This is a genomic window from Clostridium budayi, assembly GCF_055396605.1.
In genome coordinates, this window is sequence record NZ_AP042456.1 from 1,123,190 (window position 1) to 1,141,601 (window position 18,412).

The following is an 18,412-nucleotide window of genomic DNA, read 5'->3' on the forward strand; positions in this document are numbered from 1 at the left end:
GAAATATATGGATAAATTTATAAAATTACTTCAGAAGTATTTAGTCCCTTTTGGACAAAAAATATCAAAAATTAAGTTTTTAAATGCAATTAGTGCTGGGTTAACAATTTCCTTTCCAATGATTATGTTAGGATGTATTGTTAATATTATTGCTAATCCACCTGTGACTGAAAAATTATTAGCAGGAACTGGATTTATTTCTGACTTCTTAAGAGGATGGAATAATTGGGCAACAACATATCATGATACTATTATTACACCATACAATATGACAATGGGAGTATTAGGTTTTATTGTTGTTATTTCTACTGCATATAATTATGCAAAAAGTTTAAAGTTAGATCCTTTAATGACTTCAATTATGGCAATGACTGTTTTCTTAATGGTTGCTGCACCAATGCAAGATGCAGTTTTATATACTGAAATTGCTAATGCTTTAAAGAGTGGAAGTGCTTTAGATGCTATAAATAAAGTTAGTATGATGGCTGCAACATTTATGGGATCTACAGGAATGTTTGGTGGACTGTTTGTTGTATTTTTAAGCGTTAATATTACAAAAATCTGTCGTGACAAGAATATTACATTTAGAATGCCAGGTTCAATTCCTCCATATGTTGCTGCATCATTTTCATCAATTATTCCATTTGCTTTGAATGTTATTATAATTTATGGAATTAATATTATCTTATTAACTGTTTTTAAAGCTTCTTTACCAGCTTTAATTATGGGAATTGTTATGCCTGTTGTGGATAAAGTTACAAATCCAGTTATTATGTTTGGATTGGGATTATTAAGTAGTTGTTTCTGGGCTATTGGTATTCATGGAGGTTTAGTGAATGCTCCATTGATTCCAATTTATATTGCTGCATGTTTACAAAATGCTGATTTAATTGCAGCTGGACAATCTCCTGTTTTCCAACCTATCTTTATGATGACTTATGGTTATGCAGGTGGTATGGGTTGTATGTTGGCACTATCAATTGTTTTATTAAGGTGTAAGTCGGTACAATTAAAAACTGTAGGTAAAATGGGATTAATTCCAGGTTTCTTTGGAATTAGTGAACCAGTTATGTTTGGAACACCTGTTATATTAAACCCAATGCTAGCTTTACCTATGATTATTTCATGTTCTGTTGTTTGGGTTTTTGGTTTTATTGGTTTTTCTACTGGTATTTTATCTTTACCATTTGCACCAATTTTATCAAATATGCCACTAGGATTAGGACAATTATTATCAACAAATGGAATTGCAAATTTCTTATTCCCATATGTAGGAACAATTATTGCTGTATTTATATATTGGCCGTTTGTTAAAGTTTATGATTCTGAAAAATTAGCAGAAGAACAAAAAAATAGTTAATCTAAATAGATTATAAAGTGGGTATATAAAAATATATCCACTTATATTATTAAGGATAGGAGAATTTATATGAGATTTCCAGATAATTTTTTATGGGGTGGAGCAACTGCTGCCAATCAATGTGAAGGCGGATGGAATATTGACGGAAAGGGTATGACTGCTGTTGATACTGATTTAGCTGGTTCAGCAAAAATGCCAAGACGTGCAACATATATTATGCCAGATGGAACAACAGGAAAAGCTGCTTGGTTATTTGAGCCATTGCCAGAAGGTGCAAAAAGAACAGTGTTGGATGGAGAATTTTATCCAAACCATGAAGGTATTGATTTTTATCATAGATATAAAGAAGATATTGCTTTATTTGCAGAAATGGGATTTAAAGTTTTTCGTATGTCAATTGCATGGGCAAGAATTTTTCCTAAAGGAATTGAAGAAGAGCCTAATAAAGCAGGATTAGATTTTTATAGAAATGTATTTTTGGAGTTAAAAAAATATGGTATTGAACCATTAGTTACATTATTACACAATGAAACACCTCTTTATTTAGAGCAAGAATTAGGTGGATGGTCAAATAGAAAATTAATTGAATGTTTTGATCGCTATACAGAGGTTGTATTTAAAGAATATAAAGGATTAGTAAAATACTGGTTGACTTTTAATGAAATTAACAGTTTAACATTAATGTTAGATTTTTTTAGAACACCACCAAATCAAAAAGTTATAAATAAACATTATCAAGCTTTACATAATCAGTTTGTAGCAAGTGCACGTGCAGTTAAGCGTGCTCATAAAATAGATTCAGATTATAAAGTTGGATGTATGGTTGCAGGAATTTGTACTTATCCATTATCATGTGACCCTTTAGATGTATTAGCAGCTCAAAAGAGAAGAGAAGAAACTGTATACTATTGCGGAGATGTTATGGTTCGTGGTGAATATCCTTTCTTTGCAAAACGTATTTGGAAGGAAAAAGGTATTGAGTTAGAGATAACTAAACAAGATAAGAAAGATTTAAAAGAAGGTACTGTTGATATGTATTCTTTCTCTTATTATAGCAGTACATGTGCGGCTTCGCATAAAGATGACAATATTGATCGAGGAAATATTTCTTTAGGTATAAAGAATCCAAAATTGAAATTTAGTGATTGGGGATGGGCTTTAGATCCAACAGGATTACGTTTTTATTTAACTGAGTTATATGCTCGTTATCAAATTCCATTAATGGTTGTAGAAAATGGGTTAGGAGCTATTGATGAATTAACAAAAGATCATAAGGTACATGATCCATATCGTATTGATTATATACGAGAGCATGTGAAAGCTATGGCGGGAGCGCTAGAAGATGGTGTTGATTTAATTGCTTATACACCTTGGGGATGTATTGATTTAGTTAGTGGATCAACAGGCGAAATGAAAAAACGTTATGGTTTTATTTATGTTGATAGGGATAATGATGGACAAGGAACATTAAATCGTTATCGTAAAGATTCTTTCTATTGGTATAAGAAGTGTATTGAATCTAATGGTGAAGATTTAGATTAATATAATATAAAAAGGAGACTACTATGAAAAAAAGATTAGGTATTTCTTTATATCCTGACTTAGCATCTAAAGAAGAGAATATAAAATATTTAGAAACAGCAAGTCATTATGGTTTTGATATTTTATTTATTGCGTTTTTGGGGGCTAAAGGAACAAAAGATGAGATTATAGAGCGTTATTTACCTTATACTTCAAAAGCTAAAGAATTAGGTTTTGAAATTATTGCTGATGTGAATCCACAAGTTTTTGATAAGCTTGGTGTGAATGCTTCTTTGTTTAAAGGACCTTTAGACTTAAGTTTCTTTAAAACCTTACATGTTGATGTTATGCGTTTAGATTATGGAATGTCTGCATTAGAAGAAGCCTTTCTTACCAAAAATAAATATGGCATTAAAGTTTGTATGAACGCTGGTGGAACAGCTGACCATGTTGCGACTGTTTTAGCTGCTGGTGGACAAAAGGATATGATTATGGGGTGTCATAATTATTATCCACATCGTTTTACAGGAGTTCCTTTAGAGCGTTTTATTGAATCAACACATATATGGAATAGACATAGTATTAGATGTTCTGCATTTATTTCATCTCAACAAGAAAATGCATTTGGACCTTGGCAGGTTACAGAAGGTTTACCTACTATTGAAATGCATCGTGATCTTCCTTTAGATATTCAATTTAAACATTTGATGATGATGAATATTGTAGATGATATTATTATTGGAAATTGTTTTGCTAGTGAAGAAGAATTAAAAGCTATGGCAGAAGCTAATACTGAACAGATTGAATTCCATGTAGAGCTTGTTGAAGGAGTTCCGCAATCTATGATTGATCGTTTGCATTTACAATTATCATGTAGAAATGATGTCAATAAATATCTTATTCGTTCTTTAGAAAGTCGTTTAATTAAGGCTGAAACACCACCGTTTCATACTGTAGATATTCATAAAGGTGATGTTTTAATTGATAATGATCTATATGGACAATATGCTGGTGAAGTTCAAATTGCTTTAAGAGATATGCCGAATTATGGAAAAACTAATGTTGTTGGACGTATTAAAGAAGAAGAGATTATTTTAATTGATTATTTAGCTGGTGGACAATCATTTGTTCTAAAAGAAAAATAAATATAGTTATTGAAAAGGAGTAAGAGTTATCTTATTCCTTTTCAATCATAAAGGAGATATTTTATGGGTAAACAAAAAGTGCTAAAAGATTATATATATATATTGTTAGGTTCATTTCTTTTTTGTGCAGGATTAAACTGGTTTATTGTACCAATTGGATTGTATAATGGGGGAACTGTGGGTATTTCACAAATTATTCGTACTTTATTACAATCAAGTGTAGAGTTACCTGCATCTTTTGATATAGCTGGGATAATTAACTTTGTAATTAATTTACCATTGTTATATCTTGCTTACCGTCATTTTGGAAAATCACTTTTTTGTAAAACTGTTTTTAGTGTAGCTACACAAACAATTTTATTTTCTTTCATTTCCATACCTAAAACTCCTATTATAAATGAATATATAGCTTCGTGTTTAATCGGTGGGCTTATTGCTGGTGCTGGTGTAGGGATAACTTTACGTTCAGGTGGAACTGGTGGAGGAGCAGATGTTCTAGGTTTGTATTTTACACAAAAATATAAGGATTTTAGTGTTGGGAAACTAGTCTTGATTATTAATGCATTTATATATGGAACATGCGCGATTTTATTTGAATTGCCTGTAGCTATTTATTCAATTATTTATTCAGTAGTATATTCAATGGTTGTTGACAGAATCCATTTACAAAATATTAATACAAGTGTTATGATTTTTACGAAAAAGAAAGATATTCATAAAAAAATTATTAATGAATTACAAAGAGGAACAACATATTGGAATGGAGTTGGTGGTTACACTGAAAGTGATACTTATGTTGTCATGAGTGTGCTTTCAAAATATGAAATTCAATATCTTACACAATTTTTAGAAGTTGAAGATCCTGATGCATTTGTTATAGTAAGTGAAGGTCATCAAATTATTGGTAATTATGAAGTGAGAGTGTAGGAGGTTTTTATGAAGAAGATATTTTATAATGGAACTATTATAACAATGGATGAAGATAAGCCTTATGTTGAAGCTTTATGTATTGAGAATGGGAAAATTATTGCCTTAGGATTAAAGAAAGATATTTTATCTATGAAAGAAAATGGAGATGATATGATTGATTTAAATGGTCAAACATTATTACCTGGATTTATTGATGCACATAGTCATTTTGTTGGTTTCGCAAATTCATTAGCACAATGTGATTTATCAAAAGCTCAATCCTTTGAAGATGTTGTTAGATTAATGAAAAAGTTTATTAATGATAATCATATTACAAAAGGTGAGTGGGTTTATGGCAGTCATTATGATCAAAACTTTTTTATCGAAAAAAAACATCCAGATAAATTTTTACTAGATAAAATTTCAACTGAACATCCAGTAGTACTTGTACATGCATCTTCGCATATGGGCGTAGCTAATACCCTAGCAATGCAATGCCAAAATATTTCAGCTGAAACAAATGATCCAGAAGGTGGAAAATATGGACGTGTACGGAATAGCTTAGAACCTAATGGATATATGGAAGAAAATGCTTTTATAGATTTTCAAAATAAGGCACCTATGATTAAAATAGAACGAATGATGGAACTTATTAAAAAAGCTCAAGATATTTATGCAAGTTATGGTATAACGACAATTCAAGATGGTATGGTTGCAAACCCATTATTTCAGTTGTTACAATATGCATCATCTTTAAAAATATTGAAATTAGATGTTATTGGATATATAGATTTAGCTCATTGTCGAGATTTAATGCAACAACAAGATGCCTATAGAAATAAATATAAGAATCATTTTAAATTAGGTGGATATAAAACTTTTATAGATGGTTCTCCGCAAGGACGTACTGCTTGGATTACATTCCCATATAGAAACAGTGATAATTATTATGGATATCCTATTTTGAAAGATGAAGAATTATATAAGCTTATTTATCAAGCTTTACAAGATCATCAACAATTATTAGCACATTGTAATGGGGATGCGGCAGCTGAACAATATATAACACAGTTTGAAAAGGTTCTTCATGATTATCCAAAGTTAGATCCTATGCGTCCAGTTATGATTCATGCTCAGCTTGTTAGAAAGGATCAATTAGAGCGTATGAAAAAAATTCATATGATTCCAAGTTTCTTCGCTGCGCATACATATTATTGGGGCGATATTCATATACAAAACTTTGGAATTGAAAGAGCGAGTTTTATCTCACCAGCTAAAGACGCTGTTGACTTGGATATACCATTTACATTTCATCAGGATACACCTGTATTACATCCTGATATGTTAAAAACATTGTGGTGTGCGGTGAACCGTAAAACAAAAAATGGAGTGAGTATTGGTTTAAAGGAAAGAATAACAATTGAAGAAGCACTTAAGGCTATAACTATATATCCTGCGTATCAATATTTTGAAGAAAATCAAAAAGGATGTCTGATGATTGGTAAGAAAGCTGATCTTGTGATTCTAGATCGTAATCCTTTAGAAGTTAATAGTAATGAAATTGATAAAATTAAAGTTATGGAAACAATTAAGGATGGAAAAACTATTTATAAATATGAGTAACTATTGGTAGAGATAGTTTCTTTTCTTAATGTATAGAAAAGTATAAATTTTATTAAGCTGAAAGTTAGATATTATCTAGCTTTCAGTTTTTATATATTGTAAAGTAGATAGAGAGAATCTAGAGGTGTATAAATGGAAATAGGAAAAATTAAATTTTTTATACAAACTATTTCAATTTGTGTATTTGAATAGGTTAAAGAGGGTATGTAATAAAATTTAGCAAAGTGACAGTTATTTGAAAATATGTTATAATTGCCATGCAGATTTTTAGTGAAGGACACAATTTTGGATTAAATAAAGGTATAGAGAGAAATAAATTAATAATTGTATAAATGATAACTTAAGAAAGAAGGAATAGAATTAAATGTTTGTATTTCCATGGTATGCATTAAATGACAAGATTAAAATTATAAATAATAATTGTAATGAAGAAAAGTTGCAAATCAGTAGAACTGATAACATGCGCTCTTTAAATGTTCCATTTGGAATAAACATTATGAAGGGTGGACGATTTGAAGGAAAGGATAATATTTTTTTGAAAGGAGTATTTGAAAATGAACGCTTTCACGCACAGCGTAAAGATGTGAATAATAATTCGGTGGATAGAAAGATGATTTTTCGTAGTGAGTGGAAAATTGAAATGCACCAACATGATTACTTTGAATTAATGTATGTGTTAGAAGGGAATGTAGAACAGAAAATTGAAAATAATTTTCACATATATAAAAAAGGACAAGCATGTTTTATGAATCGAAATACTCGCCATTGCGAAGTGTCAGGGGAAGACTTTTTTGTAGTTTATTTATGTTTGTCTAAAGAATACGTAAGAAAATTGTTACAGGTTACTAATGATAGAGCAGGTATAATTTATAGGTTTTTAGATTCTAATGTAGATGAAAAAGCTAGATATACTAAAAATTATCTTTTTTTTGATTCTATAAATTTAGAGAGTAGTATAAAGCCAATATACGAATTATTTGAAAAAATGTCAGGAGAATTGATAGAAAAAAAACCAGGATATCTTGTCATTTTTCATGGTCTTATTGAACGACTATTTGGAACGTTAGAGGATAAGGAAAAATATGTGGTATCTCATGTTTCTCTGAATTCATCAGTGGAAGAAGCTTTATTTACACGTATTAAAGAAATTATAGAAAACGATTTAGCAAAATGTTCTAGAACAGATCTTTCTAAAAAATTAAATTATAGTGGTGATTATCTGAACAGAATTGTAAAAAAATATACTGGGTTAAATATTACACAATATTGTCAAAGAGTTAGTTTACTTAAGGCAAAAACATTGCTATGCGAAAGTGACATGAGCATTTCATCAATCATATCTTCTATAGGTTTTAAAAATAGGACGCATTTTTATGAATTATTTAAAGAACAGTTTGGAATTTTGCCAAATGAATTGAGAAAATTAAATAAATAAAGTAGGTCTGAATATGATACTGTTTACATTAAGTAACGCGTTTGCGACAATATTTTTTTGATGTATATGTATGTTATTCTTAATTATATCAATTAATAGAATAACAAGGGGGAGAAAATTGAATGTTTAGAAAAAATATAGAAATGTCTCAAGTGCAAGAAGGAGAGGTAACTAAGAGAGAAATGTTTGGTCATGCCATTGCAGGTTTTGGACAAAATCTGATTTTTGGTTTATGGAGTAGCTATATGCTTGTATTCTATACAGATATTTTTGGTATCTCAGCTGGTGCTGCTAGTATTATTATGTTACTGACAAGGATTTGGGATGGAGTTAATGACCCAATGATGGGTACCATTGCAGATCATACAAGAACAAAGTGGGGACGTTATAGACCATGGCTATTATTTATGGCACCAGTAATTGTTATTTTCTTGGTATTAAACTTTAGTTCGCCTGATTTATCGCCTGTTGCGAAAGTTATATATGCAGGAATTACTTATGTTATGATGAGTATGGCATTTACAGCCGTAGATGTACCATATTGGACAATGCCAGCTGCAATGTCAAAAGATGTACAAAAACGTACAAGAATTATTAGCTTCTCACGTATGGCAACAACTGTGGCAACAACTGTTCTAGGTGTAATTGCAGTCCCTATGATTCAAGCATTTGGAAAAGGAAATATGGAAAAAGGCTACATGATGACAGCTTTAGTAATTGGTATTGTTGGTGCAAGTTTGTATTTAGTAGGTTTTGCAAATGTTAGAGAACATGTTCAGCCAGTTAGTTCTGAAAAAATAGGTTTTAAAAATTCAGTTCGTGCTATTGTTCAAAATAGACCACTTTTGCTTCTTTTAGTATGTGGATTGCTTGGAAGTACAGGAACCATGTTGAAACAGGGTATGGTTATTTATTATGTACAGTATTGTGTTGGTGATTTTAACCTGATTCCGATTTTTAGTGTGTTGTTTTTACCGGGGATGATTATAGGTGTTGCTATCGCACCATTTTTTACAAAAAGGTTTGAACAGAAAACGGTATTCATTGTTGCCAAAGTGATTGGTATTATTATTGATGTAGTATTTTTCTTTGCAGGATTTTCAAATATTACGCTTACTATGATTTTATATGCACTTTCTTCTATTCCACTTGGAATATCTTCAGTAGTTTCTTCTGCAATGGTTACCAATACTATTGAATATGCAGAATGGAAATTTGGAAGTCGCCAGGAAGGTTTAATTAGTTCTACTCAGACTTTAACGGCTAAGATTGGAATGGCTTTAAGTGTAGGTGTTACAGGTATTGTGTTGCAAGTTTCAAATTATGTACCAAACCAAGTGCAAACTCATTCTACACAGATGATAATACATGGTGCATTTACTTTGTTCTGTGCAATAATTGGAGTATTATGTGTAATTCCAATGTTCTTTAATAACTTTACAGATAAGCGCCATGCAGAAATTATGGTTGAGCTAGAAGAAAGACGTAAAAAAATACAAAAGTAAACGATATCTTAGAAAGGGGTAATTAATATGAGAGTTAAACAAAATTTTGATAAAAATTGGAGTTATATTATTGATGAAGTAGGACCTTTACCAAAGACCTATGCAAAAAGTGGAATTATAGCAGGAATTACAAACGCTGTAGATGGAGAGTTATTTGAGCCATTTGCAGGTGCAGGCAATATGTTAAGACAGCTTCAGGATATTTTACCAGCAGGAGATGATGCAAAGGGAGATATAGATGCTGCTAATATGTTAATGGGTAATCTTCCTGAAAAATCGAAATCAGCTAAGGGGTGGAAGAAAGTAAACTTACCACATGATTTTCGTTTAGAGATGGGATATTCAGAAGATGGAACAAATTGGGCGCAAGGTTATATTAAAGATGGTATTGCATACTATAGAAAAGCATTTAAAGTGCCAAAGAACGATTTAGGAAAAAGGGTAGTTATTGAATTTGATGGTGTAATGAGAAATTCATCTTTCTGGTACAATGGTTGTTTTATTGGAGACCATTACTCAGGATATACAGGATTTCAGTTTGATGTTACAGAGTTAACAAAATATGGAGATGATGAAGGAGATAATGTTATTTTGGTTCGTTGTGATACAACGAATGGAAGTGAAGGTTGGTGGTATGAAGGTGGCGGAATTTATCGTCATACATGGCTGATAACTTATGCAGATATACACGTTGATCGTTGGGGTGTATTTGTAAAGCCTATTGTAAATGGAAAAAACGCAAATCTAGAAATTGAAACAACTGTTTGTAATGAAAGCTCTAGACATAGTGACTATTTTATCAGGACAATTATTATAGATCCTGAAGGAAAAGAAGTAGGTAGTGTAGTGACAGAAGGAAGTACCCCAGCATATGGCAAAACTTCTTTTAAGACTTATCTGGAGCTAAAAGATATTATGCTTTGGGATTGTAGTAATCCAAATCTTTATACTGCTGTAACAGAAATTATTATAAATGATAAAATTATTGATAATTATGATACTACATTTGGAATTAGAACAATTGAATATACAGATAAAGGTCTTTTGTTAAATGGGGTGCAGACACCACTATATGGAACTTGTTTCCATCAAGATTTTGTTGGAGTTGGTGCGGCAATTCCAGATGCCATTCAGAATTATAAAATAGAAAAAATAAAAGAAGTCGGATTTAATGCTTTCCGTTCTTCTCATAATCCTGCAACCTTAGAACTTTTGGATGCATGTGACAGATTAGGTGTTTTGGTTATAAATGAAAATCGTATTATAGAAACTACAAAGCATAGAATTGAAGATTTAGAAGAATTAATAAAAAGCTCTAGAAATCATCCGTCCGTATTTGCATGGAGTATGTCTAATGAGGAGATTTTTGCAGGTAGTTATCAGGCTTTAAGAATTTTAGATAAACTATTACCTTATGCAAAAAGCTTGGATGATAGCCGTCTGTTTTTATCAGCAGAAGCATTCTTATCTGGAGAAATGGCAGCAAAATATGGATTAGAACTATATGATGTGTTTGGAATGAATTATGCAGAGTCTGCATTAAATAATCATCAGATCGAAAAATTATCAGCGGAGTATCCTGATATGAAGTTCCTTAGTACAGAAAGTGCATCATGGTATACAACAAGAGGTATTTATGAAGATAATAAAGAAAGAGGACATTGCTCTAGTTATGGAACAAGATATGTAATGATGGGCGGTGAAGGGGGTCCAAATGCAGGAGGAACTGCAAAACCGTGGAGAACGTGGAACTTCTATAAGGAAAATCCGAAAACAGGAGGATTTTTTATCTGGACAGGCTTCGATTATCGTGGAGAGCCAACACCATTAAAGGAATATCAAGTATGCTCAAACTTTGGTATTATGGATACATGTGGATTCCCAAAAGATGATTTATACTACTATAAAGCACGAATGAAAGATACGCCAATACTTCATATCATGCCGCATTGGACATGGGAGAAAGAAGGAGAAATAAAAGAAGTGCGCTTATATACTAACTGTGAGGAAGCAGAACTTTTCTTAAATGGAGAGTCACTTGGCAGAAAAGCACTAAATGGAGATTGGATTCAATTCGATATTGCTTATCATCCAGGGGAGCTTCTGGCAGTTGGTTATAAAAATGGAAAAGAAGTGATTAGAGATATGAGAAAAACGGCTGGAAAGCCGGCAGCAATTAAAATGTCAGCAAACAGAAAATATATTCATGGTGATGGTGCTGATGTTTCTTGTATTACAGTATCTATTGTAGATGCACATGGTGTTATAGTACCAAATGCAGAAAATAAAGTAAGCTTCGAGGTAACTGGTGCAGGTACGCTATTGGGTCTTGGAAATGGAGACCCAGGATGTCGAGAAAATGACAAGGCATCCAGTAGACATGCTTTTTCAGGTTTAATCCTTGCTTTAGTTCAGTCAAAGGAAGATGTAGGTGATATAAGGATTCATGCGACAGCTTCTGGATTGAAAGAATGTGAACTTGTGTTGACAGCACAATAGAAGAATTTTTGAAAAGTGTGAACATAATGACGTAGGTATTATGTTTACACTTTTTTTTAATGATAAATGGAAATTAAAAATTAATGAATAAAAACTTAGAAATTATAAAGCAAATTTTAGTATTAGTCTAGTAGTTTTAATTTTAACTTTTTAATAAAATCAATTGCTTTTTTAGTAAGTTAAAATGTTTTTTAGATATGAAAATAAAAAATAAATTACTAATATTAACAGAAATGTGTGTTATATAAATTATATAGATAATAATATTATATAAAAAACTTTTATTTTGAGGATTTATTATTTATGATATAATTTTAATAAAAATAAATGTACTATAGGAGAAGATTACATGTCAAATTATAAACTTAAAGTTGAAAAGATAAGTGAAAAAGCAAAATTACCAAGCTATGCTAACGAAGGTGATGCTGGATTAGATTTATACTCAATAGAAAATTTAAAGGTTAATCCAGGAGAAAGTGCATTAATTAGTACAGGAATTAAAATAGAACTTCCAAAGAATACTGAAGCTCAAGTAAGACCAAGAAGTGGATTAGCACTTAAACATGGAATAACAGTTTTAAATACTCCTGGAACTATTGATGAAGGATATAGAGGAGAAATTAAAGTTATAATAATAAATCACGGAAAAGAACCTTTCTTTGTAGAAGAAGGAATGAGAATTGCACAAATGGTTGTAAAACCAGTTTTTAAAGTAGATGTTTTTGAAGTTTCAAGTCTTACTGAAAGTGAAAGAGGAGAAGGCGGATTTGGATCATCTGGTCTTAAATAAGAAAGATAGCTAATTATTTAGCTATCTTTTTTATTTTAAATATTAACTATTTAATTCTTCACTTAAAGATTCCCATTCTTCATATAAAGATTCTATAACTAACTCTGTGTTTGAGATTTCTTTATTTACTCTTTCAGCCTCTTTAGGATTTGAATATATTTCTTCTAAGCATAGATCATTATTAAGCTTTTCTAAAAGAGCTTCATTTTCTGAAATACTACTTTCAACTTCTCTAAGTCTAGTCTTTTTTATTCTTATTTCTTTTTGAGCAAGTTTAACTTTTTTCTTTTCTTCTTTTACTTGAGTTTTAGTTTTACCGTTTGAAACTTCTTCATAAACTTCAAACCTTGAAGGATTTTGTTTCTTTTCCATATAATAATTATAGTTTCCAAGATATTCATCCATCCCAGTTTCTTTAAGTTCGACTATTTTATTTATTACTTTATTTAAGAAATATCTATCATGAGATACTATAAGCATGCTACCATCATAATTTAAAATAGCATTTTCTAAAGCTTCTCTAGATGGAATATCTAAATGGTTAGTAGGCTCATCTAGAAGAAGAAAGTTAGATTGTGAAAGCATAAGTTTTAAAATGTTAATTCTGCACTTTTCACCACCACTTAAGTTTTTAATTTCTTTAAATACATCATCACCTGTAAATAAGAATGAACCTAAAGCAGTACGTATTTTTGTAGTAGTTAAATCAGGAAAAGCATCCCATACTTCATCTAATATAGTCTTATTTTGATCTAAGTCAGATTGTTCTTGATCATAATATCCAACATTAACATTAGTACCTAAAATAGTTTTTCCGTTATCTGCCTTTAATTTGCCCATTATTATATTAAGTAGAGTAGTTTTCCCACGACCATTATCTCCAATTAAAGCTATCTTTTCTCCACGCTTTAAATCAAATGATATATTATTAAATAAATTTTTATCTTCAAAAGATTTTGAAAGATTTTCTATATGTAAAACATCATATCCGCTTTTAACTGCAGTTTCAAATTGAATTTTAGAAGCGCCTTTTTCTTTATCCGGAGCATCTAATCTTTCCATTTTTTCTAATGCTTTTTCTCTACTTTCAGCTCTTCTTATACTTTTTTCTCTATTAAATGATCTAAATTTTTGTATTATCTCTTCCTGCCTTTGAATTTCAGCTTGTTGAAGATTGTAAGCTTTAAGTTTTGCTTCATAATCTTTCTCTTTAAGCTCTAAATACTTTGTATATGGAGCATTATAACAATTAACATGACCATTTATAACTTGGAATGTTCTATTTGTAACAGCATCTAAGAAGAATCTATCATGGGAAATTACAAGTAATGTACCTTTATAGCTTTTTAAAAATTCTTCAAGCCATTCTATAGCTTCTAAGTCAAGATGGTTTGTGGGCTCATCTAGAAGTAATATATCAGGATTTTGAAGTAATAATTTACAAAGAGCTATACGAGTTTTTTGACCTCCGCTTAATGTTGTTATTACTTTACTAAAATCATCTTCTAAAAATCCAAGTCCTTTTAAAACTTTAGATATATTTCCTCTGTATGTATATCCACCTCTATTTTCATATAATTCTTGAGATGTAGTATAATCTTTAATTAATTTTTCATGATAAGAAGCATTAGATTCATCATAAGGTTCTTTCATTTTTACTTCTAAGTCTTTAATTTTATTTTCTAAATTTATTAAATTCTGAAATACACTAGATACTTCTTCATAAATAGTGTTTTCAGATTGCAGACTAAGATGCTGTGAAAGATAGCCTATTGTTTTGTTTTTATCTATAAACATATCACCATCGTCTGGTGTTATATTTTTGGATAAAATTTTAAAAAGAGTAGATTTACCCTCTCCATTTGGACCGATAATACCAACTTTATCTCCTTCATTTACAGATAAAGTAACATCTTTTAATACATCTTGTATACCATAACTTTTCTTTATATTTCTACAACTTAAAACAATCATAATATATCCTCACTTTATAGTTTAAAACAATTATAAAATCATAAGCTTTAAAAGTTTATGATTTATTAATAAATTGAATATTCCTTTTAATTCTATGCCTTTTTATTATACTATTTATAATGTTTCTTATCAATTTAAAGGGAGATAAGGTTTTATTATAAGCAAATAGATGATAATATTAATATATAAGATTTACTGTTTTTGGAGGAAATAATGCTTAAAGATAATAATGAATTACAAGGAAATATATATTTAAAGAAAAAAAAGAAGGAATTAAATTTATATAATGCAGCTTATGAAATATTTAAAAGCAAAGGCATAAATAATACTTCAATAGATGAGATAGTAAAAAGTGCAGGAGTTGCTAAGGGGACTTTTTATCTATACTTTAAAGATAAATACGATTTAGTTAAAAAATTAATTTTGCTAAAAAGTTCTATATTAATAGAAAAAGCATATGAAAAAACTAAAGAAAAGAAGTTTGAGCAAATAGAAGATATGGTTCTTTATTTTACAGAATATATAATAGATTATTTTAAAGAAAATAAACTTTTATTAGGAATAATAAATAAAAACTTTTCATATGTAATTCATAAAAATAAAAGTTTGATGGAAAAGAAAGCGGAAATAGACGAAATAATTGGTATATTCCTAGAAAAGTTATTAGAAAGAGGATTTAGTGAAGAAGAAGGAAAGATAACCTTATTTATGATAATAGAATTAGTTGGAAGTGTATGTTATAGTTCTATAATTTTAGGTGAGCCAGAAGAGATAGAAGTTATAAAGCCAATATTATTTAAAAATATAAGATTAATGCTTAGATAGTAAAAAGGAGATATTTTAAAATATCTCCTTTTTTAATTAGTCTTGTCTTCCATCTCTTGTCAAAATATATCCAACTTCAGGTTCGCCATTAAGTACTCCTACAACGTAAATAGTCTCAAACTCTCCAGGTATTAATGAAACATTAGAAAGAGTTTTTGAAATTGAAGTTGCGCCTGATAATGCTAAAGTAAAATTATATATACCAGGTGATAAAGGATAATATCCTGTAGTTTCTAAATATTCAACACTATCAAAAAGAGTTTGTCTATTTCGTATACTTAAAGAAAGTAGTGGAGACGTTGGAGAAAGGTTTATAAATCTTAAAAATGAAATATCTAAACTAGCTTTTGATGCAGTATCTCTTAGTACAAAAAATGATAATTCAGAATTATTTGTAATAAGAGAAGCCGTAGAATAACTATTTGGTATAACTGTTAAAGTACCTGAAAATATAGCAGTATCATATGTTCCAGATGGATAAATATCTATAACATAGTCACCAGGTGCAAAATTTATATATTCAGATATAGTACCAAAAGCTAGATTTGATTTTAATAAATTTCCACCAGTATAAATATCTATATTAGGTGTTCCAGGTACTGCATGTATAAATCTAACCTTTGAATTTAAATTTGGAAGAGATTCTCTAAACATAAAATCACCTACTCTCTAGTATTGCAATTGCAATATTGAAGTGTTAAATTAGCTATACGAATTATTAAAGTTCTTGTAATTGGAGGTGGAACTCTAAAAGAACTTAATGTATTTAATATAGCAGGGTTATTTCTTCTAATTTGCTCAAAAACAAATTCACCATTACATGGTCTAGGTGGTCTAGGTGGCCTTGGCGGCTGAACTGGTGGTCTTGGTGGTCTAGGTGGCTGAACCGGTGGTCTTGGTGGCCTAGGTGGCTGAACCGGTGGTCTTCCAGGCTGAGGCATTGGCGGTGTGCTTTCAACCCTTAAATTATTTAAATTATACATAGTATCATCATAAAACTCCTCAAAGTTATCAAAATCTTGATATTCTCTTAATGATGATCTTACAAGTTCATCTTCATCTAAATCTAAATCTAATCCTCTTAAGACTTCAGTTGGTGTTGGAATTTCAAAATTATCTGATGTATCCACATAAATATCTTTGTTATAACACATTAATTCTTCATTTCCACCTAAAGCTTTATCTATAGAAGATTTTCTTAAATCTTCCTCATCATAAGAATCTAAAGTTCTAAATGTGTTACTTTCAATATTTACAATAGGCGTTAATCCGTAATTTAAGTCACAAAATGGACTTTCAACTTCAAATGTATCAAAAATAATATCATCATTTGTTAAAGACATATATTTTTTATCAGGTTTCATTTTCTACCTCCAAAGAATACTATATATTAAATATATGAATGACATACAGTCTTGTTACTTCTATAAATATTCATAGACAATTAAGGGTAGAACAATAGTAAGAACAATATTTAATCTTGTGAATATTATATAGTGGAGGGATATGAATGGATACTAAAAAAAATATCTTAAGAGGAAAACTTTTAGGAATAGAAAGCAAAGTGAAGTTAAAAGATGGTAGAAAAGTTTGTGGGATAAATTTTGACAATGCGGCGACAACACCTCCATTAAAAAGTGTAGTAGAATATATAAATTTTCTAATTAAATATTATGCATCAATAGGAAGGGGAACAGGGCAGAAAGCAACATTTACAACAGATATGTATAATTCTGCAAGAGAATATCTATTGAATTATTTTAATTTAGAAAATAAAAATGAATATACTACAATTTTTGTAAATAATACAACAGAGGGAATAAATAAAATAGCGGATACTTTACTTGAAGGAAATGAAATTGTACTAACAACTAGAATGGAGCATCACTCTAATGACCTTCCTTGGAGAAAAAATGCAGTTGTAGATTATATTGATATAGATGAAAATGGTAGATTAGATTATAACTCATTAGAAGAAAAATTAAATAAGTACAGTGGGAGAATAAGATTTCTATCTGTAACCGGAGCTTCAAATGTAACGGGCTATGTAAATGATATTCATAAAATAAGTAAAATGGTTCATAAACATGGTGGAAAAATAGTAGTAGATGGAGCACAACTTATTCCTCATAAGAAAATATCGATGGGATCAGGTGATGAAAGCATCGACTTTTTAGTTTTTTCAGGTCATAAGCTTTATGCACCATTTGGAAGTGGAGCAATAATTGGAAGGAAAGATGAATTTAATGATAAATTTCCAGATAGAGAAGGTGGAGGAACTGTTGAATTAGTTAAAGATTCAGAAGTTTTATATCTAGATACTCCAGAGAGAAATGAAGCCGGAACACCAAATTATTTTGGAGTAATTGCAATGGTTGAAGCTTTAAAAGAGTTAGATAAAATTGGATTTGATAATCTTTTAGCTAGGGAAGAGATGTTAGCTAGAATTTTAAATGAAGGGTTAAAAAGTATTCCAAATGTTATATGCTATGGAGATAATGAGAATTTATCCGATAGACTTGGAATTGAAGTTTTTAATATAAATGGTGTTTATCATAAAGATATTGCTAAATATTTAGCTGATAATGGAGGAATAGCAGTAAGACATGGATGGTTTTGTGCTCATCCGTATTGTAGAAGACTTATGAATTTAAGCGAAGAAGAGGCAGAAGCATATTTAAAAGTTAAAGATGGGAAAATGTATGGAATGGTTAGAGTAAGTATTGCAGCATATAATACAAAAGAAGAAGTATATAAACTATTAAATTTAGTAGAAGATATATCAAAGAAATATGGAGTGAAGGCTTAGTAATTTAAAAGGAATTT

At 30.1% G+C, this 18,412-nt stretch carries 14 protein-coding genes; 11 read left to right on the plus strand and 3 right to left on the minus strand.

The genetic code is table 11. The features are described 5' to 3' along the window. Window positions 1-7 precede the first annotated feature (7 nt). The 9 genes from ACZ5TJ_RS05240 to dut all read left to right on the plus strand — a co-directional run bounded on the left by ACZ5TJ_RS05240 (window position 8) and on the right by dut (window position 12,787). Complete coding sequence (locus ACZ5TJ_RS05240) at window positions 8-1,360, plus strand: PTS sugar transporter subunit IIC (protein WP_464201761.1); 1,353 nt, start codon at window positions 8-10, stop codon at window positions 1,358-1,360. Between the two features lie 69 nt (window positions 1,361-1,429). Continuing rightward, on the plus strand, window positions 1,430-2,902 hold the full coding sequence (locus tag ACZ5TJ_RS05245) for a family 1 glycosylhydrolase (protein ID WP_464201763.1): 1,473 nt from the start codon (window positions 1,430-1,432) through the stop codon (window positions 2,900-2,902). 23 nt (window positions 2,903-2,925) lie between these two features. Continuing rightward, window positions 2,926-4,026: a DUF871 domain-containing protein gene (locus ACZ5TJ_RS05250; RefSeq protein WP_464201764.1), complete on the plus strand. Its 1,101-nt coding sequence runs from the start codon at window positions 2,926-2,928 to the stop codon at window positions 4,024-4,026. A gap of 63 nt (window positions 4,027-4,089) precedes the next feature. After that, a complete protein-coding gene (locus ACZ5TJ_RS05255) occupies window positions 4,090-4,953 on the plus strand; it encodes a YitT family protein (RefSeq protein WP_464201766.1) in 864 nt (287 codons plus the stop codon). A 9-nt stretch (window positions 4,954-4,962) separates the two neighbouring features. After that, window positions 4,963-6,558: an amidohydrolase gene (locus ACZ5TJ_RS05260; protein WP_464201767.1), complete on the plus strand. Its 1,596-nt coding sequence runs from the start codon at window positions 4,963-4,965 to the stop codon at window positions 6,556-6,558. Between the two features lie 364 nt (window positions 6,559-6,922). Beyond that, window positions 6,923-7,993, plus strand: a complete 1,071-nt coding sequence (locus ACZ5TJ_RS05265; protein ID WP_464201769.1) for a helix-turn-helix domain-containing protein — start codon at window positions 6,923-6,925, stop codon at window positions 7,991-7,993. Between the two features lie 122 nt (window positions 7,994-8,115). Beyond that, window positions 8,116-9,498 (plus strand): MFS transporter, encoded by a 1,383-nt coding sequence (locus ACZ5TJ_RS05270; RefSeq protein WP_464201770.1) that lies wholly within the window; start codon window positions 8,116-8,118, stop codon window positions 9,496-9,498. Window positions 9,499-9,525: 27 nt separating this feature from the next. Beyond that, on the plus strand, window positions 9,526-11,997 hold the full coding sequence (locus ACZ5TJ_RS05275) for a glycoside hydrolase family 2 TIM barrel-domain containing protein (RefSeq protein WP_464201771.1): 2,472 nt from the start codon (window positions 9,526-9,528) through the stop codon (window positions 11,995-11,997). A gap of 349 nt (window positions 11,998-12,346) precedes the next feature. Continuing rightward, window positions 12,347-12,787: a dUTP diphosphatase gene (dut, locus tag ACZ5TJ_RS05280; protein ID WP_039310760.1), complete on the plus strand. Its 441-nt coding sequence runs from the start codon at window positions 12,347-12,349 to the stop codon at window positions 12,785-12,787. A gap of 42 nt (window positions 12,788-12,829) precedes the next feature. Here dut and abc-f read toward each other — a convergent pair whose 3' ends face one another. Continuing rightward, the gene (gene abc-f, locus ACZ5TJ_RS05285) at window positions 12,830-14,761 is read right to left on the minus strand and encodes a ribosomal protection-like ABC-F family protein (protein ID WP_464201772.1); all 1,932 of its coding nucleotides are present in this window, start codon (window positions 14,759-14,761) and stop codon (window positions 12,830-12,832) included. Window positions 14,762-14,974: 213 nt separating this feature from the next. On the opposite strand from abc-f, the gene ACZ5TJ_RS05290 reads away from it, so the two are divergent. Next, window positions 14,975-15,586 (plus strand): TetR/AcrR family transcriptional regulator, encoded by a 612-nt coding sequence (locus ACZ5TJ_RS05290; RefSeq protein WP_464201773.1) that lies wholly within the window; start codon window positions 14,975-14,977, stop codon window positions 15,584-15,586. A 36-nt stretch (window positions 15,587-15,622) separates the two neighbouring features. Here ACZ5TJ_RS05290 and ACZ5TJ_RS05295 read toward each other — a convergent pair whose 3' ends face one another. Then, complete coding sequence (locus ACZ5TJ_RS05295) at window positions 15,623-16,240, minus strand: DUF4397 domain-containing protein (protein ID WP_464201774.1); 618 nt, start codon at window positions 16,238-16,240, stop codon at window positions 15,623-15,625. A gap of 8 nt (window positions 16,241-16,248) precedes the next feature. Continuing rightward, the gene (locus tag ACZ5TJ_RS05300) at window positions 16,249-16,950 is read right to left on the minus strand and encodes a hypothetical protein (protein ID WP_464201775.1); all 702 of its coding nucleotides are present in this window, start codon (window positions 16,948-16,950) and stop codon (window positions 16,249-16,251) included. A 146-nt stretch (window positions 16,951-17,096) separates the two neighbouring features. On the opposite strand from ACZ5TJ_RS05300, the gene ACZ5TJ_RS05305 reads away from it, so the two are divergent. Continuing rightward, window positions 17,097-18,395, plus strand: coding sequence for an aminotransferase class V-fold PLP-dependent enzyme (locus tag ACZ5TJ_RS05305; RefSeq protein WP_464201776.1), 1,299 nt, complete (start codon window positions 17,097-17,099; stop codon window positions 18,393-18,395). Window positions 18,396-18,412 lie beyond the last annotated feature (17 nt).